The following is a 22,275-nucleotide window of genomic DNA, read 5'->3' on the forward strand; positions in this document are numbered from 1 at the left end:
TTACTCACCATAATACGCCCAAAGCAGGACAGGTTTTTTCTTGGTTTGTAAAAGCTTGTCCACTTTGCGCATTGTGTCATCATCCACAACCGGGCAGCCTTGGCTGAAACCTAAAGGCAAATAGTTTGGGAAAGTTTCTTCATTCGGAATCATCTTAAAAGAGTGGAGCACAATGTAACGCTTAAAGGCATTGCTGTTACTCGCCTCTAGTCCATGGAGTTTGTAGTGAATGCCAATTCCCCATTTGCTCGGTGCGCGGATGCCCACACGGTATTTACCGAGAGAAGATGCATAACTATTCGGTTGATTGCTAAAGACAATGTTTTGATTATCACTCTCAAAGCCTACATTGCCATAACCATGGGCGACGATGCTTTTGATCTGCGGTGATTGTGTTTTAAAATTCCACACAAAAAAGCGATCTTTACCAGAATGGCGCGCAAAATCGATCAATATGGCATGATCCGTATCCATGTGATGGGCTTTGGCATATTCATAAGCTTCGTGGGCGCGCGTGGCTAAATCAATGGTCGGTTGCGTTTGCTCAAGCGGCGCCTCTGTACCGCGCTCAAAAAAGCTTGGGATGAGGCGAAGGCGATCTTTAAAATAGATCGCTGCGCCCGCTGCCACAATGACAACGGTGACAATGAATTTAATGCGCATGATCATTCACTGTGGCTTGCGCTTAGCATTTCGCGCGCATGATTAAAGGTGGCTTCTGTGAGTTTAACGCCGCCAAGCATGCGGGCAATCTCATGGATGCGCTCATCGTTTGACAGCTTTTTGATCTCTGTTTCCGTATGATCTTTTGATTTGGATTTTGACACTGCAAAATGGTGATGCCCAAAGCTCGCCACTTGAGGCAAATGCGTCACACAAAAGACTTGGCGACCTTTGCTGAGTTCTTGAAGATGCTTGCCGATGATCTCAGCCACCGCGCCGCCCACGCCTGTATCCACTTCATCGAAAATGAGGGTGGGCAGGGAAGACTTCATGCTTAAAATGACAGAGATCGCCAAGCTAATGCGCGCAAGTTCACCGCCCGATGCCACTTTGCCAAGAGGATAAAACGGCATGCCGGGATTAGAGCGCACATAAAACTCCACACGCTCTTGTCCGTGGCTGCTGTAGGGCTTTTCGGGCAGCAGGCGAATGTCAAAGGCACCGCCAACCATGGATAACCCTTGCATCGCCGCGGTGATCTCAGGGTTGAGAGATTCAATGGCATTGATGCGCAATTGAGTGATGCGATGGGCAACTTTTTGCCATTTTTCTTGTTCGGCTTTGAGCTCATTCTCTAGATCGATGATGGCATCTTCAGATAAAAATTGTGAGTTGATCTCATCTTCAATTTCTGCCTGCTTTTTCAATAAATCCTCAGGCTCCACGCGATGTTTACGCGCTAAATCATTGAGCTCACGCATGCGGGATTCTAAGCGTAAAATGGTTTTTTCATCCACCTCAATGCCATCTAAACGATTGAGATCATTAGTGACTTCAGAGCACAAAATCTCTGCTTCATTGATCATGTCCGCATAGGTTTGGAATTTTTGATCTAATTTGGCAAGCGCTGTCAATTGGGCGCTCACTTTATTGAGTAAAGTTAAAACGCCGCGTTCATCATCTAAATAGCCTAAGGAAAGCTGAATGCCTTCTTGAAACTCTTCTGCATGACTCACCTCATTGTGCTGCTCGACAATGCTCTCCCATTCGCCTTCTTTTGGGGCAATGTTTTTAAACTCTTGCAGTTGAAAATTTAAAAATTCCACGCGTTCACGCATCGAATCATCTTGATTTTTGAGGCGTTCAAGTTTCTCTGTGCGCTGTTTAATCTCTTTAGCGAGGCGCGCAATCTCTAGGAGCTCTGTTTCTGTCTCGGCATATTGATCGAGCAATTCGCGTTGATGAGTATCCTTGACTAAGGATTGATGCGCATGTTGCCCATGAATGTCGATCAACATTTCGCCTAAGCTCTTTAAAGCGTGCAGCGGCATCGATTGACCATTGATGTAGTTTTTAGAGCGTCCTTCTTTATTGATGACGCGGCGAATGATGCATTCACCCTCTGTGGATTCAATGGATTGTTCTTTTAACCATGTACGGGCTTTTGGAATGTTTGAGACGTCAAAATGCGCGACAAGATTGCATTGTGTCTTATCGTGGCTGATCATGTTATGATCGACTTTACCGCCTAAAATATAACTGAGCGCATCGACAGTGATGGACTTGCCGGCGCCCGTTTCACCGCTGATGACAGAGAGCCCCTGATCGAATTCTAATGATAAGTTGTCAATGATGGCTAAGTTTTCGATGGTTAATTCAACAAGCATTGATAGAGATACCTTTGGTCGAATAATGAACGGCTGCCATTGTAACTAAAAAAGTGTCAATTGGATAATAAATAGCATTAGCAGTGTGTGGCGAAGTGCTACTATTGAGAACAAATAAAAATTAAGAATATGGAGGCGTTGCCAGATGTATAACTTACAGATTGCAATTGAGCAAATCAATAGTCGCGGCGGCGATGTGGCACGCAATCGGCAGATCATCATTGAGCGCATTGAGCGTGCGGTCAGTGAAGGGGCTGAATTAATTGTTTTTCCAGAGTTATCATTGTCAGGCTATGGCGCCGATGACTTTTTTTTAAAAACACAATTTTTAAAAACTTGCCATGAGGCCTTAATAGACATTGCTAAATATGTGCCTGCACATGTGATTGCTTTAGTGGGTTATCCTGAGCGCGGAGCCGCAGGGGTTTACAGCAGTGTTGGCATTTTAAGTGGTGGGCAGATCATAGGGAACCATCGCAAAACCGTGATTCCAAATTTAGAGCTCTATATGGAGCACCGCTATTTTACAGCAGGTACGGATAAAACGGTGATAGAGATCCGCGGCATTAAAATTGGCGTCATCATCTCTGAAGAGTTGTTTCATGAAGAGCGCTTGCCAGAATGTGATGTATTGTGTTGCGCTGCGGCGTTTTTATGGTCCCATGAGCTCAGTTTATCGCGGGCGGTGTATCTTTGTCATTTGGCCAATACGCGCTCAATGCCAATTGTGTATGTCAATCATGTAGGGGTCTCTAACAGCTTATTGTTAGAGGGATGTTCAGCATTGATCAATGCTGAAGGGATCAATTTATTAACGCTGCGCCATTTTGATGAGGATCAGCGCGTCACTTCGATGAATCAATTGCAAAGCGAGAACCCTCAGCCTGAGTATCGCACCACCACATATTTAAAGCATTTATATTGGGCGATTAAATTTGTGATGCAAGAATTCATCACCACAACGCCCCACAAAAAGGCGCTCATTTTGATGGATGGCAGCTTAAACTCACAACTGATTTTATTCATTGCCATGAAGGCATTAGGTAAGGAGCGTGTGGCTGGTTTATGGGTGCAGTCGCGCTGGGATTCACCTTATCTTAAAGAGCACATTCAAAATTTCATGACGCCGCTTGGCGTTAAACTTTACAGCTGGAATTTAGAAAATGAGATCATTGATGGTTTCATCAGTCAAGGCGAGCAATTGCTGGATGAACGCTGGAAAATGGGCACGTATGATCGCTTTAAATCCACCATTTTTATCTCAGTGGCAGAGCTCTTAGGCGCTTGGCCTGTGAGCAGCATTGATAAAACTCAAATTGCCCTTGGCATTAAAGATAATATTGCGAGTTTTGCATTGACGGGCTTTATGCCGTTGACGGATGTGTATCAATCCCAGCTTGTGGAGCTTGCGGAGTTATTAAATGCTTCAAATGAACGGGCGATTTTCCCCGTCAGTTTGATTGAGCGAGCAAAGAATGCGACGCTGCAAAAGCATTTTGTCAATCATGGTCGTGAAACCAAAATCAGTGAAATTGATGACATTTTACGAGCCTATATGGAGGGCAATCAATCGGTTAAAGAGATCATGGCACATGCCAGTAATCCTGAGCTGGTGGCAACCTTGATTCGCCGCTTGCATCATGAGGAGCTGAACCGCGTGCAAGCAGGATTTAGCCCGAAATTATCGAACCGTTCTTTTCAAAATGATTGGCTCTTTCCCACAGTGGTGGATTGGGGCAGCATCGACATTGAAACTTTGTGATTGGCATTAAAAAAGCCCAGTGAACTGGGCTTTTTCTTGAGGTGATGATTTAGTCATCATTGAAAATGGCTAAGATTCTCAACAAGCTTGTGAAGATGTTATACAAGGAGATGTAGATGTCTAATGCTAAAGAGATGTAGCTGTCTTCACCGCCGCGTGCCGCCATGTTGATGCGGTACACAATGATCATGGATGAAAATGCGATCACAGCAAAAGAGACAAATAAAGACATCATTGGCATCTTCAAGAAGAAGTAGTTGAGCACAATCGTGATCATCAATACGATGAACAAAATGCCCACATAACGACCTAGGAAAGAGTAATCTTTGCTGGCGTTATTGCCAATGAAAGCTAAGCCCACAAAGATGGCAGCCGTGCCAAAAACGGCTGTGCTGATCAGGCTCATGCCGTTGTTCATGTTGCTCACCATCGCAAGGAGCGGTTGCAGCATCAAGCCCATCAATAAGGTAAAGACAAACATCAACGCAAGGCCTGTACTGTTTCTACGGTTTTTCTCAATCATGAAGATCAAACCGTAGAAAATCGCCATCACGCCCACAAAGTACATGATTGGGCTATTGCCTGCGATGCGCATCAATAAACCATTGCTCATATAACCTAGCCATACACCAAGCGCGGTGGGCAATAAAGAGATCCCAACCAATGCATAAGCTTGACGAATCACTTTGTTCGATGCAAGGGCATTGCTGCCAGAAAAAACCTCGGAGTTTTGCTGATAGTGTGAGTTCATAGACCCTCCTAAATAATATAAACTGAGTGGATTATAGCCAATTTTTATGGGAAACAATAGGCTTATTCATTTTTGATGATGGCGGCGACTGTTTTTAAAATCAATGCGATATCTTGATCGCGCGACAAGCGATGTCCGCCATCAGGCACGGTGATGACATTTGTGATGCCTAAATGCTGTGCTGCCTTTTCCATTAAGCTGATGGGAATGTCTTGATCTTGCTGACCATGAATGATGGTGGTTGGCACAGTTAAGGTTTGAGGATGCGTTAATAAGCGGTGCTTTGCGGCATCTTCAACAAATTGATGGTACACCTTCAGCGGCGCTTCATCATAGCGTGAAGGCAATTCAAGTACGCCTTTTGTTTTAAAGTGGGCAAGTTGCTCAGCCGTTAATGCTTTGAGCAACAACTCATGAGTGAAATCCACCGCCGGTGCAAGGAGCAATAAACCATCTGGCGCTTGATCACTGCCTTGTAACTCGAGTGCTAAACGAAGCGCAAGCCATGCGCCCATCGATGATCCGATGATGTACACCGGACGATGGCGCACTTGATCATAACAATATCGTGCTTCATTGAGCCATGTGGTGAGATTGCCTTTAGCAAAATCACCGCCACTTTCCCCAAGTCCTGAATAGTCAAAGCGCATGAGCTCAACATCATTCTGTTTTGCCCATGTGGCTAAAGCTGTGACTTTTGTGCTCTTCATCACAGAAGCATAACCACTGAGCCATAAAATGGCAGCTTTGGGCGCATTTGGCACATCGTGCTCAATGGCAAGGTGATCGAACATCATAGACATTGCAACTCATTGATCCAGCGCTGCATCAAAGTCTCTGCAGCGGCACGTTCACAAAATTGTGCATTGATGCCGGCATAGATGGCGCGATATTTCTCAGGCTCATCTTGTGCCACGAGTGCATTCATCAAAAAGCGATGCGCCGGGAAGGGCAATAGTGGTAAATCAGCCGCCTCAATGGCTTTTAAGCCCTCTGTACGCACCGCACGTGCCCATGAACCGCTTAAATCACGCGTGAAAATGCTGTCTAACTCATTGCTGTTGAGTAAGGCATCTTTATAAGCTTCAGAGGCTTTTGACTCATCTGTGGTGATGAAAGCTGTGCCCACCGCAATGGCAGATGCGCCTAAACAAAAGGCTGCGCCCATTGATTGGGAATCAAAATAACCACCAGATGTGATGAGGGGGATGTTCAATTCACGGCGTCCTTGCTGTAATAATGTGAAGGCTGATTGCTGCACACGAAGTGGATCGCCAATGAAGGTTGCACGGTGTCCGCCAGCTTCACTGCCTTGTAAAATTAGTGCATCCGCCCCTTTTTCGATCCATACAAAGCCTTCTAATAGATGGGTTGCATTCCCAACAATCAAGACATTGTGTTCACGTAAACGTGCTAAAGTTTCATCATCTGGCACGCCAAAGGTGAAGCTGACAATCGGTACATTTAAATCAATGATCACATCCACCATGTGGCTTAAATCACTCGTTTCCCATAAGCTTTCATTATAGAGGTTTGTGGCCTCATTGATTTTAATGTTCGGGTTGAGTTCAGAGGCTTTAAGGATGAAATCATCCATCTGCTCGCGGCTCACATAGGTGCGATGGGGCACAAATAGATTGACCATAAAAGGGTGATCTGTGAGTGCGCGCACCGCTTCAATCTCCGTGCGAAGGGCATTAGCAGATAAATAGCCTGCGGCAATGGTGCCAAGGCCACCGGCATTTGAAACCGCGGCCACCAATTCAGGCGATGAAACACCTGCCATGGGCGCTTGAATGATGGGATATTCAATATTAAAAAGCGTAGAAAGATGTTTAGGAATAATCATGCAAGAATCCTTATAACTTAAATAAGTTTTTCGTATTTGTGGTTGTCGCGTGTGAGAGGGATTCTAACGAATCTCCCCTAAGGGTCGCAACATATTCGGCAATGTTTCGTAAATCTTCCGGATAGTGTAAATCATTTATGCGATGGCTGCCGGCTTGAAAAGGGCCATCGGTTTCCAGCACAAAGTCATCAAGTGTTAAATGCTTCACTAAGCGTTGCAGCTTTTGGGCACGATCAAATGTGACCGGTCCACCAAAACCCATCAAAAAATTGTGCTGACGAATGATCTCAGCTTGTTGAATGCTGCCGCTAAAACTGTGGAACACGCCGCGTAAATTTGGGTGCTTACGGATCTCTTTGAGTACAAGATCTACCGTTTTACGAGTGTGAATGATCAATGGGAGGTCGTACTCAAGCGCTAAGCGAATGTGGGCTTTAAATAGGGCAAGCTGGGCATCCATATCTGCATCGATCATGGCGTCTAATCCGCATTCCCCAACAGCAACGGCATGCCATTTTTTAAGGTATTGCTCAACAATCTCTAGATCAGATTCTGTGTGCATGGACATAAAATAGGGGTGCAAACCATATGCGCCATAACAGTTAGGGTATTGCTGTGTAATGGATGTAATGTTTGTAAATGCACTGGCCACCGTGCCCGGAATAATGGCGCCAATGACGCCGCGCGCTTTGGCATTTTCCATAAGCACAGGGAGAGTGTCCGCATAGCGCGGATCATCTAAATGGATGTGGGAATCAAATAGGGCGATGGGGCTCTTTGACATCTTGAATGCTGTGACGGGGCAATTGTGTGGTGTTGTGCACATCCCAGGTCACTTTTTGAATGAATTTCATTTGGCGAAGGGCGCAATCGTGTTTATCACAAATCTCACAAGATTCTGTGACGCAATCATCAATGTGCACAAACAATTCCACCGGTTGATCAAAATAAGTGTGCGTCACTTCGCGAAGGTGCTCATATTCACGGTGCGCTTCACGGGTATTAAAATACCAAGGTACGGTTAAATGGCAGTCTAAATGCAAATTGCTGCCATATTTAATGAAGCGAATGTTATGAATGTCGATCCAGTTTTCTGTGCGGTTTTGATTGAGAACCGTGATGTATTCATCAAGCAATGCTTCATCGGCTTCATCCATGATGCCGGCAATGGCCTCACGTATGATTTTAAATCCGGCGTAGGCAATGAAAAGACTAAAAGCGATGGCAATGACGCTGTCTAACCACAATTGCCCTGTGATGAGAACTAAAATCAAACCAATGATCAAGGCGATGGATGAATAGCTGTCTGACAATAAATGTTTACCGCCTGCAATGAGGGGCAGAGACTTCTTCTCACGCCCTTTTTTGATCATCACATAACCAAGCACATAGTTAATTGCGCCCGCAATGCCCACTAAAATGATCCCGTAACCCAATTGATTGATGGTGTGTTTGCCTTCAATGAGCTGCACAATCGCCTCAATGAGAATGTAAACCCCCGCGATAAAGATGAGGGTACCTTCAATCCCCGCAGCAATGAACTCAATCTTGCCGTGGCCATAGGGGTGGTTGTGATCTTTTGGCAAAAAAGAGACATACAAACTATACAGGGTAAAACCGCCCGCCACCACATTGATGACGCTTTCAAGGGCATCGGTGAGGATCGCAACGGATCCTGTCAATGCCCAAGCCAAAATCTTAATGGCAAAGAGAATGATGCCAATGATGAAGACAATTTTTTGTAGTTGAATGATCTCTTTGCCGTGGGAAGTCACTATAAATCCTTATGAGATTAATGAAGAGGCTTGAATGTCCGCATGATAAGAAGAGCGCACCATCGGGCCAGACGCCACCTCTTTGAAGCCCATTTTTAAGCCTTCTTCTTTGTACATTGCAAAGGTTTCAGGCGTCACATAACGCAGCACCGGTAAATGGTGTGGGCTCGGTTGTAAGTATTGACCAATGGTGAGCATGTCCACATCGTGGGCGCGTAGATCACGCATTACATTTAAAATCTCTTCATCGGTTTCGCCAAGACCCACCATTAAACCTGATTTGGTGGGCACGCTTGGGCATTGTGCCTTGAATTTTTTCAATAAGTCCAATGAATATTGGTAATCAGCGCCAGGGCGCGCAGCTTTATAAAGGCGTGGCGCTGTTTCCATATTGTGGTTAAAGACATCTGGCGGTGTGTTCGCTAAGATGTCAATCGCCACATCCATGCGACCACGGAAATCTGGCGTTAAAATTTCGATTTTAAGCTCAGGATTCATTGCGCGCGCCTCTGTGATGCAATCGGCAAAGTGCTGCGCACCGCCATCACGCAGATCATCACGATCCACAGATGTGATCACCACATAACGAAGAGACATTGCAGCCACTGTTTCGGCAAGGTTTTTAGGCTCTTCAGGATCTAAAGGATTCGGGCGGCCGTGACCCACATCACAAAACGGGCAGCGGCGCGTACAGATTGCGCCCATGATCATAAAGGTTGCAGTGCCTTTGCCAAAGCATTCGCCAAGGTTAGGGCAGGCGGCTTCTTCACAAACGGTGGCAAGTTTTGCACCGCGCAAAATCTCTTTGAGCTCCATCACACGTTTGCCACCAGAATATGTTGCACGAATCCAAGATGGTTTTTTCAAACGGGTTTCAGGGGTCGTGGGTTCAATTTTAATGGGAATGCGAGCAACCTTATCAGCGCCTCTTAATTTTTCACCTTGTACAGGTTTATGATTCGTTGCCATTTTCTCTCCTTGATGATTGTGCCACAAGCGCTGTAAAGCCTGCGGTAAAATACTCTATGAACCTCGATTTTATCATGTCAAAATCAAAGTTTTTGTTTAAATCACTCACGTTGATCATTTTTAAACCTTGATAACCACAAGGGTTAATGTAACCAAACGGCGTTAAATCCATGTCCACATTCAATGCCAATCCGTGGTAGCAACACCCTTTGCGAATTCTTAAGCCAAGGGAGGATATTTTATGGGATTCACCCTGATGATCCACATAAATTCCCGGTGCATCAGGTTTGGCATACGCCTCAATGCCAAGCTCTTTTAATACTTTTAAGGTGGTATTTTCTAATAAACTGACGAGCGGGCGCGGGGACAAGCGATGTTTTTTAATGTTCAGTAACGGATAAAACACGAGCTGGCGCGGTCCATGATAAGTCACCTGTCCGCCACGATCTGTGGGGACAATTGGAATGTCACTCAATTGCAAAATGTGCTCACTTTTTCCGGCTAAACCTTGTGTGAAAACAGGGTGATGCTCAGTGATCCAAAATTCATCTTCTGTGGCATCATCGCGCATATCCGTGAAGGATTGCATGGCATGAAAAATAGGCGCGTAATCCGTCAGCCCCAAATCTTTGATGATCATGCGGTTTTTTCCTTAAATTGACACTGATTGTACACAAGGCACGCAGCACATTTCGGCGAACGCGCCACACATACATAGCGACCGAGTAAAATGAGCCAATGGTGCGCATCGAGCATGAACTCTTTTGGAATTTTTTTAAGGAGTTCTTGCTCAACTTCCACGACATCTTTACCGGGCGCTAAGCCTGTGCGATTGCCCACGCGGAAAATATGGGTATCTACTGCCATGGTTGGCTGACCAAAGGCGGTATTTAAAATGACATTCGCTGTTTTGCGTCCAACGCCGGGAAGGGATTCAAGGTCTTGTCGATTATCTGGCACTACGCTGTTAAAACGATCGCGTAAAATGACGCAAGTTTTATAGAGGTTCTCAGCTTTTGTATTGAATAGGCCAATGGTCTTAATGTAGCCTTTGATGCCTTCGACGCCTAAATCTGCTAAAGCCTCTGGCGTATTGGCGACTTTAAACATGGGAACGGTGGCTTTATTGACGCCTTTGTCAGTGGCTTGGGCGGATAAAAGCACCGCCACTAATAATTCAAATGGCGTCGAATAGATCAATTCTGTGGTGGGATGGGGGTTGTCACTTCGTAAAATCTCAAAAAAGGTACGAATTTCCTCTTTGGTCATTTTCCGTTGATACAACTTAGCCATGATTAATCTCGCTTTGTGTGTTTTGCTTGAGTTTTCGCTTTGGCCATGGCAATGAGGGACAGCATATCGGCATCGCTTGAACGATTGGCCAGCGTTTTCTCTTGTGGAGGTAGGGTTTTGGTGATGGTGGTGCGATTGGCATTGCGCGCTTGGCGGGCTTCGTGGCGCGCTCTTGATTTTGCGGCACGAATCTTTTGCTCAGGTGATAAACCGATGGCGGGCAAATTCTCTTCTTGGCTCGGCACAATGTGAATACAATCAAGAGGGCACGGCGGAATGCATAGATCACAACCGGTACATTCACTGGCGATGATGGTGTGCATCTTTTTCTTTGCGCCCACAATGGCATCAACCGGGCAGGCTTGTAAGCATTTTGTACAGCCAATGCACAAGGTTTCATCAATGTAAACAGTGTGAATGGGGGAAGGTGTGCCGCACTCTGGGTCAATCGCTTTTTCAGGGCGATCGAGTAATTGTGCTAAGGCGCGCATGACAGGCTCGCCACCCGGTGGGCAACGATTGATGTCTGATTCACCTTTGCTTAATGCTTGTGCATAAGGTAGGCAGCCCTCAAAGCCACACTGTTCACATTGGGTTTGAGGGAGCAATTGATCAATTTGTTGAACTAAACTCATCACTGGCACACAGTTCCCATTAAACGATTGTCTGCATCTTTAAGGGCAGTGGGTTTAGCGCAGGCGCCCAATTTCTTGCCAACGGGATAAAAGCGCGTGATGTGGCTTGGCAATTGATCTTCAAAGGGTAATAATTTTGCTTTTTGATTGTGACCCACAACACAGTTTTTCACCGCGCCATTTTTCTCTTCCACCACTAAAGTTGTGGCTTTGTCTGATTTTTCTAAGTAGAGAATGGCATTAATGTTTTTATCGGCCAGAATACAGCTGCGAAGTGCCATTTTTTCATCGGGCAAACGGGCAGACCAATGTTGATCCGTCAGGGCTGCTTTTGCGGGTGCAGCATCGATGGTAGTTTGTGTGTTTTGTGCAGGTTCTGTGGACACACATGCTGTTAAAATGAGGGCAACAGGCACAGCTAAAAGAGAGGCTTTCATGATATTTTCCTTATTCTTGATATGAGTGTTGAGCTTCAAAGTGCGCTTTGAGCGCTTCATACCCACCAATATTGAGGGCGCGATAATAACCGCGGCTGTGCAGCAATTGCGCGGCAATCGCAGAGCGCACGCCAGAGCGGCAGTAAAGATGAATTTCAGCATCTTTATCGGTGGTCACTTCATCGATTCTGTGAAGAATTTCACGGTAATCGATGTGGATGGCATCATTTAAATGCCCAGCATTAAATTCTTCAGTGGTACGAACGTCTATTAAATACAACATATGGATGACCCGTTATTCACAAACTTCAAGGGGAGGGGGCGCGGCACATTGTGTGCACACTTGATTGTCGGAAACTTCAGCGTAATTACTGCAAAGACCCCATTCGCCCTTTGGCAATAAAATGGACTCACCTGCAGTGGGCTGACTGTTTTCGCATTTCCAAAGCTGATAACAGACGGGAAATTCTTTGATGGCTGGGCCATCTTCAACCCAACGTCCGATCTGTGCATTAAGATCAGACGGGGTGTTCTCTTCGGCATGGGCACTGATGAACACAGCGCTCAACAGCCAGAGCGGGGCAATTAATTTTTTTGACAATTTACGCACTATCAAAAAATTCCTATTTAAAAATGAGTGGCTCATTGTACTTTAAAAACGGTTCATTGGCATACTTTTGATGTAAAATGAGCCGCAAGATTAATAAATGATAAGGGAACTTATGAGCCTGCTGACAAATCGACAAATCATCCTCTGGTTATGCATCCTCTTTTTCGGGTGGCTGATCTTTATGCTGCGCCCTGTGTTGACCCCATTTTTGATCGCCTTTGGCTTGGCATATATTGGCAATCCCATCGTGATGAAGCTGCAAAGCCGCTTGCCTAAACTCTCTCGGATGTGGGCTGTGACCATTGTATTTACCGTGATCACCATCATTTTATTGATGTTACTGCTCATTTTGATCCCGATGCTCATCAATCAGGTGATTGTCTTTTTAAATCGTTTGCCGGCCGTGTTCAGCTGGGTGCAAGAGCACATTTTAAAACCCTATGGTAAAGAGTTGTCCCCTGAGTTTGTCAAACTCAACTTTGCCACTGTGCAAGAGGCGCTGAGTAATTATGGTGGCATGATTGGCGAGACGCTGCGTAAAGTGATCAGTTCTTTGACCTCATCAACGATGATGATCATCGGTTTTTTAACGAGCCTCTTTTTGATCCCGATGCTGACGTTTTACTTCATGCGAGATTGGCAATTGATCAATCATCAATTGGGTACTTTGATCCCTTTAAAAGTGCGTGATCGTGTGTTGAACTTTTTAACCGATGCCAACGAAATGCTTGGCAGTTTTATGCGTGGGCAATTGTCGGTGATGTTTGCCTTAGCACTTGTGTACAGCTTAGGCCTGACGTTGGTGGGGTTAGAATTGGGCTTATTGGTGGGCATGTTGGCAGGTTTAATCAGCTTCATTCCATACCTTGGGGCATCGACGGGCATTGTGGTGGGATTAACGATGGCTTGGTTTCAAACACATGATTATAAATTGCTGATTTTGGTGGGCATTGTGTTTGCCATTGGGCAATTATTGGAAAGCTTTGTGCTCACGCCAAAATTGGTGGGGGATAAATTGGGCATGCATCCTGTGGCGGTGATTTTTGCCTTGATGGCAGGCGGTGCGCTCTTTGGCTTTTTCGGAATTTTGTTGGCATTGCCTGTGTGTGCTGTGTTGATGGTGGGGTTAAGAGAGGCCTATAAAGCGTATACACACAGTCAATTTTATACAGGGAAAGGTGCATCCGATTAATTGGCACAGCTGCCGGTATGGGTTTGTGTGCGCGTGCGCCCATAAATATTGACGATGATTTTATGACTCTGCATCACTTGAGCATGACACAGTGTGAAGGAGCCATTGGCTAAACCTGTGCCTAAGCCTTTATTGTTGCGTTTGCCTGCATTGAAGGATAAACCATGCAAAATGGTTTGTGTGCTCAGGATGTGAAGCTGTGGATCAAAGCCTTGACGGCGCCGTAAAATGTCATCGGGCTCAGGATTAAACGAACCTTCTGGATCCATGAAAACAATCCAGCCTGATCGCCAATCGCGCGTGGGCGTTTTCACACAGGTGCGTTGATCGACTGACACGCACATTGAGATGGTCTGTTTTTGATGATTACTGGTGAGTTTTGCAAACCGTAAATCTTGTTCTAGGGTGATGAGTGCTGAGTGCAGTTGTCGGCGTGCAAAGATTGGCGTTAAGTTAGGCAGGCTAAAGAGAGCGATGAGGCTAAAAATGCCCACCAAGACCATCAGTTCAAGGAGCGTAACGCCTTTGATGTCGTTGGTGGGCCGCATCATTATGGTTGTGCAGCAGGTGTGGTATCAGGTGCAGTTTGTGGCGCCTCTGGCACAACATCTGTGAAAATCACTTGTTCTTTGATTTGTTCAACCAATTTTGGGCCAATGCCAGGCACATTCAATAGATCATCCATGTTTTTGAATTCACCTTTGTCTGTGCGGTATTTGACAATGGCATCGGCTTTTGCAGGCCCAATGCCTTTGACTTCAGCGCTGATGGTGTGTGCATCTGCGGTGTTAAGGTTCACAGGCAGTGCAAAGGCAGACCATGAACACAATACACCCACTGCGGCTAAACATTGCAATAAACGTTTCATACAACCCCCTATTTTAATGAAGATCAAAAGGAGATTTATTTTTAACAAAAATGTTAAGTTATGAAAAGATGTATTAAGAATATAAATTAATAAAGGGCGAAATTGTACTGTTTATCCATCGCATTGCCCACTTTATACACCGTCACAGTGCTGATCGGATGGCTAAACACACGCACCAATTCACGGCGCAGATCACTTTGCAGCATTAATAAATTTTCTGCATGTGTGACAAGATGATCCAGCGCTTCTTGATTATTTCGCACAGTCTTAGCATTCACTGCTTCTAATAAACCACGATAGAGGGCAATGCGTGCCTTTAAAATGGCAATTTCATTCGGATTATTGATGCGATCATTTTGTTCTGCGGCCAAGGTTTTACCCGCGCTGTTTTGCCCATCAATGTAGATGATCTCATTGGCAATGCGTTCATTGAGTTCAAGCACCACCACATGATCGGCCGATGGCATCCAACGCACGCCATCTTTAACGGGATCAAGTTTCGTGAGGGTAAAACTTTGAATATTTTCCGGAATTTGATAATCAAGGATCAGGTTGATTTTTAAAATTGTGGCATCTTTTGTCGGTAGGGATAAGGATTGTTCACCAACATTGCTCGAGATGACTTTATTGACAGTCAGCGCTTGGCCATTAGAGAGCAGTACGGAAGTGACGGTGATTTTAGGCGCCATTAAGTGATAACGACTAAAAGCATTGCTGATGTTTTTATCTAAAGGTGGGAAATGAAAAATCACCTCTGTGCGTTGCGGACGCTGAATTTTGGTCACTGTGATGTTGTCCGCATAAGAGCGCAACGCTTGATGAAACACTTGAGGTGGAATGAGCTGAAAGGGCAATGTATACACCGCTAAGCCTGCCGGTGCGCTATTTTTTTCACGTTCCATTAAGCGCTCGGTGCGGTTCAATTGTTGCTGAGTGTTGTGCAACTCTTGCTGATAACTCATCATGAGGTTTTGAAATTGATCATGGGTAAAACGCAGCGCTAAGCTCTCTTTAAATTCCGTTTGTAGGGGCGATAAAGGCTCCGTCAATCCGGTTTGCACAGATAAACTTAACAGTAAAAGTAGCCATAATTTTTTCATTCTTCTATCCTCTGATGATTGTTATGATGGGTCGATTGCTTTCTCTTTTTTCTCTTTGTGTTGCGCATAGAGCGTCACTAAGAGCACCACGGTTGCCACTACGCCAATGATGATGGTGGAAAGCGCATTAATGTTTGGGCTGATCCCTAAGCGCGCCTTTGAATAGATCCAAATGGGCAAAGTCGTTGCGCCAGGACCTGTGGTAAAGGTGGCGATGATCAAATCATCTAAAGACAACGTAAAAGAGAGCAGCCAGCCGGAGACAATCCCCGGCATGATCATCGGTAGCGTGATGTAGAGAAATGTTTTAAAACGATCTGCCCCTAAATCCATCGCAGCCTCTTCAATGTGGCGATCAAAGCCGATGAGGCGCGATTGAATCACCACCGTGACATAACACATGGTAAAGGTGATGTGGGCTAATAAAATGGTGAAAAAGCCTTTGCTAATGTTGAGGGCTAAAAACGTGAGGGCAAGGGATGTGCCCATGATGATTTCAGGCATGACCATCGGTGCATACGTGATGCCTGAAAAGAGCACGCGCCCACGAAATCGCTTGAATTTCACAAGGGCAAATGCCGTCATTGTGCCAAGGATCACCGCAAATGTTGAGGTGAAAATGGCCAACCATAAGGTGGTTTTTGTGGCATCCCATAAGCCTTTGGTTTTAAAGAGTTCAGGATACCATTTGAGGGAAAATCCGCCCCAAACCGTCACCAATTTTGATTCATTGAAGCTATAGACGATCAAAATCAGGATCGGCACATATAAAAAGGCAAAGCCGAGCACAAGGGAGATTTTATTAAAACGGGTCAAAGATTGTTGCATGCTCACCTCTACTCAAATTGCTTTTGTTGAATGCGCTGGAATAAATAGATTGGCAGAATCACCAATAACAAGAGCGACACGGAAATGGCAGACACGAGTGGTAAATCCATGCCTTGTAGGTAGGTGTCATAGAGCACTTTACCAATCATGAGCACATCTGAACCGCCAAGGAGATCGGGAATCACAAATTCCCCCATTGCAGGAATGAAGACCAAAAAGCAGCCGGCTAAAATGCCCGGGAGCGAAATGCGCGCGGTGATGACCCAAAAGGTTTTCAGTGGCGGGCAGCCTAAATCAAGTGCCGCTTCCACCAATGTATGATCCATTTTGTCGAGGGTTGCATAGATTGGCAGAATCATAAAGGGTAAATAGCAGTAAACAATGCCCACATACACCGCAAATTCAGTGCCAAGGAGTTGCAGTTGCACAGGAGACGCTGGATCAATCAAGCCAATGCCTTGCCCAATAAAGTTGATGAAATTATTCAGCACACCTGAGGGCGATAAAATCGTCATCCATGCATAAATGCGGATTAAAAATGAGGTCCAAAAGGGCAAAATCACCATCATTAAGCCAAATAAACGCCATTTTTTCGGTAAGCGGGATAAGCCAAGGGCAATCGGAAAGCCAATCAAAAAAGTGCAAAATGTGGAGATGACAGCAATCTTAATGCTGCTTAAATAGGCAGAAATGTAGATGTCATCTTGCCACAAGGCAATATAATTTTGGAAATTGAGCTTGATCTCTAAAATGCCATCGTCCACCCAGTTGAGCACTTCTGTGTACGGGGGTGATGCGATTTCTGCTTCCGTAAAACTGATGCGTAAGATGATCAAAAAAGGAATGATGAAAAAGCAAAATAGCCACAAATAGGGAATGCCAATGATGACGCGGCTACTGTTAAATAGGCTCAAACATTGACGATAGAGCCAAAAGCGCATGAGATTGCGGTGCACGAAGTTCAGGCGCGACATCCATTCGGCAGCACGGCCAGACATCGAGCCCAACTGCTGTTGGGGATGTTTCATGTGATCTCCTTAAGTCATTGTGATTTCTATGAAATCAAAACAACGGCAGAGTCAGCATCAAAGCTGACGTAAACACGGTCCTCATAATTGATGGGGAGCTCAACTGCACGTCTGTGGTTCATTTGGGCGGCGGTGATCATCTTGCCATTGTCCATTTTGACATGGTAGATGGACATGTCACCTAAATAACCGATGTCCCACACCTCGCCCATCATGCAGTTACTGTCTGTGTTTTCAGGCGGCGTGAGAGAAATGTCGAGTTTTTCAGGGCGCACGGCAATCCATGCTTGAGAACCCACCACAGCGCCGACCCCTTGATTACAGATGAGTGGCGTGTCCACTTCAAAGCTATTGACGGTGGTGTGAATGGGCGAGAGATCGGCAATCACGCCTTCAAAAATGTTCACATCGCCCACAAATTCTGCCACATATAGGGAGTTTGGATATTCGTAGATTTCTGTTGGCGTTGCCACTTGCACAAGCTCGCCGCTGTCCATCACGGCAATGCGGCTTGACACCGTCATGGCTTCTTCCTGATCATGGGTGACGATCACAAAGGTGATGCCAAGCTCTTCTTGAATGGTCATGAGCTCAAATTGCGTCTGTTCACGCAGGCGTTTATCTAAGGCACCTAATGGTTCATCAAGGAGCAATAATTTGGGCTTTTTCACGATGCTGCGGGCAAGGGCAACACGTTGGCGCTGTCCGCCAGACAATTGATGCGGTTTGCGCTTGGCAAATTGACTCATTTGTACCAATTCGAGCATTTGATCCACGCGCTTTTTAATTTCAGGCTTGGCGACTTTCTCTTGCTTGAGCCCAAAGGCGATGTTGTCTTCCACCGTCATGTGCGGGAAGAGTGCATAGCTTTGGAACATCATATTGATGGGGCGCTCATAAGGCGGAATGAGGGAAATGTCCTCACCATCCAATAAAATTTTGCCAGATGTGGGCGTTTCAAAGCCGGCAAGCATGCGAAGCAGTGTCGTTTTACCACAACCTGATGGACCAAGAAGCGAGAAAAATTCGCCTTGATAAATGTCTAAAGAGATATTATTAACCGCAATATACTCATCAAAGACTTTCACTAAGTCAATGATTTCAATATAAGGGACAGAGTTTGGATCACGCCAAGGCTCGTAAGATTTTTTTGTAAGAATCGGTGACATCACAGCTCCTTAATTCAGTACCGTTAAGTGAAAGATCAAGGCGATTGGTTGCAATCTTTTTGTTCAGAAGAATCTTGAGTGCTGCCGCTCGTTGAATAATATAATTTATATCGATATAAAGGACACGTATTGTATAGTGATTGCGGCAAACATCAAGCAAAATCAGCCTGAACTTCTGAGAATTTGCAGGTAGCTGTCCACACGGCGTTCAGAGAGTAAATTCTCCTCAATCGCCTGAGCAACGGCACAGCCCGGATCTTGTAAATGGTTACAATTGCTAAACTTACATTGGCGCGTAAAACGCACAACATCCGGAAAGCCATTGTGGATGGATTCGATGGTTAAATGATCCACATTAAAACTGCGAACGCCTGGAGAATCGATCAAAGCGCCTTGATGGTCATTTAAATAATAGAGGGTTGTTGCGGATGTGGTGTGGTTGCCAAGGCCTGTTGTGGCGCTGATGCGCTGAGTTTGTAGCGATAAATTGGGAATCACAGCGTTGGTTAAAGAGGATTTACCGACGCCCGATTGCCCCACAAAAATGGACGTTTTACCCATGAGTGCCGCTTGTAATGTGGCAATGGAATCTGGATCATTTTGTGAGGTAAAGAGAATCTCAATGTCAAAAGCTTGCTGATACTCTTCGATGAAAGAGAAATCGCTCTGTTCATCAATCATGTCAGATTTATTGATGATGATGCCCATCGGAATGTCAAAGGCTTTGATGGCAATCAAATAGCGATCAATCAGGGAAGGGCTCGGCTCGGGTTTTGGCGCAATCACAATGAAAATTTGATCTAAATTTGCGGCAATGAGCTTTTTACGCTGCCCGTAAGAGACACGGGCCAATTCATTTGTACGTTCAATGAGCTGCAAAACCACAGGAATCTCATTTTCAAAGGTGCAATACACATAATCGCCACACACGATGGTGGGTAGATTTTGGCGGATGTTCGCTTGATAGAGCGTATGCGCCTCATCTTCCACCATCAAATGCGGTCCATGTTGAGCGATGACTCTCCCTTTAAAGAGAGCGTCAGGGTCAAGATTTTTTAACGCGTCGATTTGCTCGACTTTCTTGTTAGAAATCCGTTCGTGTTGCTTTTTAGTTAATCGACGCGCCATGGGTTAACGCTCTAATAATTCGAGTTTATTAGGCTTGCCATCCCAATCTTTTGCATCATCGGCGTGATCTTTCATTTGCGTGATCACCGGCCACACTTGGGCAAGTTCCGCATTGATCTCGATGAATTGCTCTTGATCCGCCGGCAGGTCATCTTCAGAGAAGATGGCATTTGCTGGGCACTCAGGCTCACATAAAGTGCAGTCAATGCACTCTTCAGGGTCGATGACTAAGAAGTTTGGGCCTTCATGGAAACAATCCACAGGGCACACTTCAACACAGTCAGTATATTTGCATTTAATGCAGTTTTCGGTAACAACGAAAGTCATGATAACCTCTTACAACTAGTTCACGGTAATTTTAGCAAAGCGGCGTTTACCCACTTGGAAAATCGCCGTTGTGCCTTTGGCAATTTTAAGACCACGATCAGAGATTTTCTCTTGATCAATGCGCACAGCACCGCCATCAATGGAACGATTGCCTTCAGAGACAGAGGAAACTAAGCCGGCTTCTTTTAATAACGCAGCAATTTGAATCTCGCCGTCAGGTGCGCTGATGGTCATCTCTTCGATGTTTTCAGGCAAATTACCTTTTTGGAAACGCTCGATGAAATCACGGTGCGCCATTTCGTAAGCTTCTTGTGAATGGAAGCGTGAAATGATCTCTTGACACAGTAAGAATTTAACATCGCGTGGGTTCATGCCTTCAGCCACAGCTTTTTTATAGCCTTCGATGGTTGCTGATGATTCAAAGCTTAAAAGGTCAAAGTAGCGCCACATCAATGTGTCAGACACGGACATGAGTTTACCAAATTGCTCAATCGGGGATTCATCCACACCAATGTAGTTGCCAAGGGATTTAGACATTTTATTGACGCCATCTAAACCTTCTAACAGCGGCATGGTGATCACAGATTGCTGCGCTTTGCCATAGGCTTTTTGAAGATCACGACCCACCAATAAGTTGAATTTTTGGTCTGTACCGCCTAATTCAACGTCGATGTCTAAATGCACAGAGTCATAACCTTGCAATAAAGGATAGATGAACTCATGCACAGCAATCGGTTGATGGTTTTTATAGCGTTTTTCAAAGTCATCACGCTCAAGCATGCGCGCCACAGTATAATGAGACGCCAACTGAATCATGCCTGCAGTGCCTAATTCTCCTAACCAAGAGGAGTTGAACACAACTTTTGTGAGGGCAGGATCTAAAATTTTGAAGATCTGTTCTTGATAGGTTTTCGCATTTTCAACGACCTGTTCACGCGTCAATGGCTTACGCGTTGTATCCTTACCAGAGGGATCGCCAATCATGCCTGTGAAGTCACCAATTAAGAAATGAATTTGATGTCCCAACATTTGGAAATGCTTCATTTTATTGATGACAACAGTGTGGCCTAAGTGAAGATCAGGTGCAGTCGGGTCAAAACCCACTTTGATTCGAAGCGGACGGTTTTCTTTTAACTTTGCAGTTAAACCTTCAATTGAAATGATTTCGTCAGTTCCGCGCTCAAGCAGCGCTAAACTTTCTTCGATAGATGCCATCAAATTCTCCTGATATTTATTTAAATTTATCCCAGTCAATATTAATTGCACTGCCACTGTCTTTGTGTGGCTGAGGATTGTGAGTGTTAGGGTCAATTCTTTGACCAATGTGTGTTGGTAGGCCAGACATCTTCTCGATCGCAAGATCAATCATGCGCGGGTCCACCATTTGAATATTTGGGTTATTTTGATGCTCTGCTAATAAGCGATAAGCAATCTCTTTTAAACCTTGTGTGTCTAAGTTGTCTTCTTCTAAAGGTGGGTGAACTTCAATTAAGAGCTCATCCCCTTTAAAGCCCACTTTCACCGGTTCATTGATGAAGGTCACTTCGGTGTTATTCGGCACAATGCTATAGAGCTCTTCGATGTTTTGTGGGAAAAAGCGCATACAGCCGTGGGTCACACGCATGCCAATACCGGTGACATCATTTGTACCATGTAAAAGATAGCTCGGTAAATTCAAGCGAAGGACGTGGTTACCAAGCGGATTGTCAGGGCCAGCAGGCACCACTGCAGGTAAAATGCCTTTACCCATCTCTTGATGCTCGCGGCGAATGCTTTCCGGTGGATACCATGCCGGCGCTTCTTGCTTACGGGTGATTTTCCATGAGCCTAAAGGCGTTTTCCAGTCCATGCGGCCCACACCCACCGGATAGACATACACCGTTTCGCCATCTTTAGGGAAAAAGTAGGTGCGCATCTCCGGAATGTTGGAAACAATCCCTGAGCGTTTGCCTTTTGGCAAAATGTACTCAAAGGGTAGAATCACGGGCATCTGTGGAGATGGCGTCCAATAGTTCGCGTTAGGGTTCGCCCATTTAAGCTCATCATAGCCCGCTTCATAGCGCACGCTCAAATCAACGAAAGATTCGCCAGGTTCAGGGTAGACAATTTCGGTATAACCCACAACATCGGAACCTTTTTCAGGCATCGGATATTGACGAGCAAAGGTTTGACTGCTGAATAATCCAAGTGTGACAACAAGAGTAACTAAATGAGCTTTTTTCAT

General features: G+C 45.3%; 26 protein-coding genes. 2 read left to right on the top strand and 24 right to left on the bottom strand.

Annotated features, from left to right (window positions below):
* Both B9T10_RS00465 and recN read right to left on the bottom strand, forming a co-directional pair.
* Entirely contained in the window at positions 1–669 is a 669-nt protein-coding gene (locus B9T10_RS00465) for a murein L,D-transpeptidase catalytic domain-containing protein (RefSeq protein ID WP_094490958.1), read from the bottom strand.
* Positions 666–2,330 (bottom strand): DNA repair protein RecN, encoded by a 1,665-nt coding sequence (gene recN / locus B9T10_RS00470; RefSeq protein ID WP_094490959.1) that lies wholly within the window; start codon positions 2,328–2,330, stop codon positions 666–668. The genes B9T10_RS00465 and recN overlap by 4 nt, the downstream gene beginning before the upstream one ends.
* A 145-nt stretch (positions 2,331–2,475) precedes the next feature.
* Here recN and B9T10_RS00475 point away from each other — a divergent pair, with 145 nt between their 5' ends.
* The gene (locus B9T10_RS00475) at positions 2,476–4,092 is read left to right on the top strand and encodes a nitrilase-related carbon-nitrogen hydrolase (protein ID WP_063455730.1); all 1,617 of its coding nucleotides are present in this window, start codon (positions 2,476–2,478) and stop codon (positions 4,090–4,092) included.
* Between the two features lie 49 nt (positions 4,093–4,141).
* Here B9T10_RS00475 and B9T10_RS00480 read toward each other — a convergent pair whose 3' ends face one another.
* The 12 genes from B9T10_RS00480 to B9T10_RS00535 all read right to left on the bottom strand — a co-directional run bounded on the left by B9T10_RS00480 (position 4,142) and on the right by B9T10_RS00535 (position 12,411).
* Positions 4,142–4,843 carry a Bax inhibitor-1 family protein gene (locus B9T10_RS00480; RefSeq protein ID WP_018122364.1) on the bottom strand — a complete coding sequence of 234 codons (702 nt, stop codon included), beginning with the start codon at positions 4,841–4,843 and terminating at the stop codon, positions 4,142–4,144.
* Between the two features lie 62 nt (positions 4,844–4,905).
* Positions 4,906–5,646 carry an alpha/beta hydrolase gene (locus B9T10_RS00485; RefSeq protein WP_094537540.1) on the bottom strand — a complete coding sequence of 247 codons (741 nt, stop codon included), beginning with the start codon at positions 5,644–5,646 and terminating at the stop codon, positions 4,906–4,908.
* On the bottom strand, positions 5,637–6,692 hold the full coding sequence (locus B9T10_RS00490) for an NAD(P)H-dependent flavin oxidoreductase (protein WP_094537541.1): 1,056 nt from the start codon (positions 6,690–6,692) through the stop codon (positions 5,637–5,639). Before B9T10_RS00490 ends, B9T10_RS00485 begins: the two co-directional genes overlap by 10 nt.
* Positions 6,693–6,702: 10 nt before the next feature.
* On the bottom strand, positions 6,703–7,476 hold the full coding sequence (locus B9T10_RS00495; RefSeq protein ID WP_094537542.1) for a TatD family hydrolase: 774 nt from the start codon (positions 7,474–7,476) through the stop codon (positions 6,703–6,705).
* A complete protein-coding gene (locus B9T10_RS00500) occupies positions 7,448–8,467 on the bottom strand; it encodes a cation diffusion facilitator family transporter (protein ID WP_008314182.1) in 1,020 nt (339 codons plus the stop codon). The genes B9T10_RS00495 and B9T10_RS00500 overlap by 29 nt, the downstream gene beginning before the upstream one ends.
* A gap of 9 nt (positions 8,468–8,476) precedes the next feature.
* On the bottom strand, positions 8,477–9,436 hold the full coding sequence (gene lipA, locus B9T10_RS00505) for a lipoyl synthase (RefSeq protein ID WP_008314184.1): 960 nt from the start codon (positions 9,434–9,436) through the stop codon (positions 8,477–8,479).
* Entirely contained in the window at positions 9,420–10,076 is a 657-nt protein-coding gene (lipB, locus tag B9T10_RS00510) for a lipoyl(octanoyl) transferase LipB (RefSeq protein WP_094537543.1), read from the bottom strand. Before lipB ends, lipA begins: the two co-directional genes overlap by 17 nt.
* Positions 10,073–10,705 carry an endonuclease III gene (gene nth / locus B9T10_RS00515; protein WP_094491989.1) on the bottom strand — a complete coding sequence of 211 codons (633 nt, stop codon included), beginning with the start codon at positions 10,703–10,705 and terminating at the stop codon, positions 10,073–10,075. The genes lipB and nth overlap by 4 nt, the downstream gene beginning before the upstream one ends.
* 26 nt (positions 10,706–10,731) lie before the next feature.
* Positions 10,732–11,364 (bottom strand): RnfABCDGE type electron transport complex subunit B, encoded by a 633-nt coding sequence (locus B9T10_RS00520; RefSeq protein WP_094536671.1) that lies wholly within the window; start codon positions 11,362–11,364, stop codon positions 10,732–10,734.
* Positions 11,364–11,801, bottom strand: coding sequence for a hypothetical protein (locus B9T10_RS00525; protein ID WP_063455737.1), 438 nt, complete (start codon positions 11,799–11,801; stop codon positions 11,364–11,366). The genes B9T10_RS00520 and B9T10_RS00525 overlap by 1 nt, the downstream gene beginning before the upstream one ends.
* A 10-nt stretch (positions 11,802–11,811) precedes the next feature.
* Positions 11,812–12,084, bottom strand: a complete 273-nt coding sequence (locus B9T10_RS00530; protein WP_008314195.1) for a rhodanese-like domain-containing protein — start codon at positions 12,082–12,084, stop codon at positions 11,812–11,814.
* Between the two features lie 12 nt (positions 12,085–12,096).
* Entirely contained in the window at positions 12,097–12,411 is a 315-nt protein-coding gene (locus tag B9T10_RS00535) for a hypothetical protein (RefSeq protein WP_094537544.1), read from the bottom strand.
* Positions 12,412–12,523: 112 nt separating this feature from the next.
* On the opposite strand from B9T10_RS00535, the gene B9T10_RS00540 reads away from it, so the two are divergent.
* On the top strand, positions 12,524–13,603 hold the full coding sequence (locus B9T10_RS00540; RefSeq protein ID WP_082818413.1) for an AI-2E family transporter: 1,080 nt from the start codon (positions 12,524–12,526) through the stop codon (positions 13,601–13,603).
* On the opposite strand, the gene B9T10_RS00545 is transcribed toward B9T10_RS00540, so the two are convergent.
* The 10 genes from B9T10_RS00545 to B9T10_RS00590 all read right to left on the bottom strand — a co-directional run bounded on the left by B9T10_RS00545 (position 13,600) and on the right by B9T10_RS00590 (position 22,275).
* A complete protein-coding gene (locus tag B9T10_RS00545) occupies positions 13,600–14,154 on the bottom strand; it encodes a GspH/FimT family pseudopilin (protein ID WP_094537545.1) in 555 nt (184 codons plus the stop codon). The two genes, B9T10_RS00540 and B9T10_RS00545, sit on opposite strands and share 4 nt — an antisense overlap.
* Positions 14,154–14,471, bottom strand: a complete 318-nt coding sequence (locus B9T10_RS00550; protein ID WP_094537546.1) for a ComEA family DNA-binding protein — start codon at positions 14,469–14,471, stop codon at positions 14,154–14,156. Before B9T10_RS00550 ends, B9T10_RS00545 begins: the two co-directional genes overlap by 1 nt.
* An 86-nt stretch (positions 14,472–14,557) precedes the next feature.
* The gene (locus B9T10_RS00555; RefSeq protein ID WP_094537547.1) at positions 14,558–15,571 is read right to left on the bottom strand and encodes a hypothetical protein; all 1,014 of its coding nucleotides are present in this window, start codon (positions 15,569–15,571) and stop codon (positions 14,558–14,560) included.
* Between the two features lie 21 nt (positions 15,572–15,592).
* Positions 15,593–16,399, bottom strand: coding sequence for an ABC transporter permease (locus tag B9T10_RS00560; protein WP_008314206.1), 807 nt, complete (start codon positions 16,397–16,399; stop codon positions 15,593–15,595).
* A gap of 8 nt (positions 16,400–16,407) precedes the next feature.
* Complete coding sequence (locus tag B9T10_RS00565; protein WP_018122352.1) at positions 16,408–17,427, bottom strand: ABC transporter permease subunit; 1,020 nt, start codon at positions 17,425–17,427, stop codon at positions 16,408–16,410.
* A 26-nt stretch (positions 17,428–17,453) separates the two neighbouring features.
* On the bottom strand, positions 17,454–18,596 hold the full coding sequence (locus tag B9T10_RS00570; protein WP_008314210.1) for an ABC transporter ATP-binding protein: 1,143 nt from the start codon (positions 18,594–18,596) through the stop codon (positions 17,454–17,456).
* 162 nt (positions 18,597–18,758) lie between these two features.
* Complete coding sequence (gene rsgA / locus B9T10_RS00575; protein WP_246782131.1) at positions 18,759–19,724, bottom strand: ribosome small subunit-dependent GTPase A; 966 nt, start codon at positions 19,722–19,724, stop codon at positions 18,759–18,761.
* A 3-nt stretch (positions 19,725–19,727) separates the two neighbouring features.
* Positions 19,728–20,051 carry a ferredoxin FdxA gene (fdxA, locus tag B9T10_RS00580; RefSeq protein ID WP_018122349.1) on the bottom strand — a complete coding sequence of 108 codons (324 nt, stop codon included), beginning with the start codon at positions 20,049–20,051 and terminating at the stop codon, positions 19,728–19,730.
* Between the two features lie 15 nt (positions 20,052–20,066).
* Entirely contained in the window at positions 20,067–21,266 is a 1,200-nt protein-coding gene (gene tyrS, locus B9T10_RS00585) for a tyrosine--tRNA ligase (protein WP_008314215.1), read from the bottom strand.
* A 16-nt stretch (positions 21,267–21,282) separates the two neighbouring features.
* Positions 21,283–22,275 carry a L,D-transpeptidase family protein gene (locus B9T10_RS00590; protein WP_008314216.1) on the bottom strand — a complete coding sequence of 331 codons (993 nt, stop codon included), beginning with the start codon at positions 22,273–22,275 and terminating at the stop codon, positions 21,283–21,285.

The organism is Wohlfahrtiimonas chitiniclastica, from assembly GCF_002252325.1.
Lineage (GTDB): Bacteria > Pseudomonadota > Gammaproteobacteria > Cardiobacteriales > Wohlfahrtiimonadaceae > Wohlfahrtiimonas > Wohlfahrtiimonas chitiniclastica.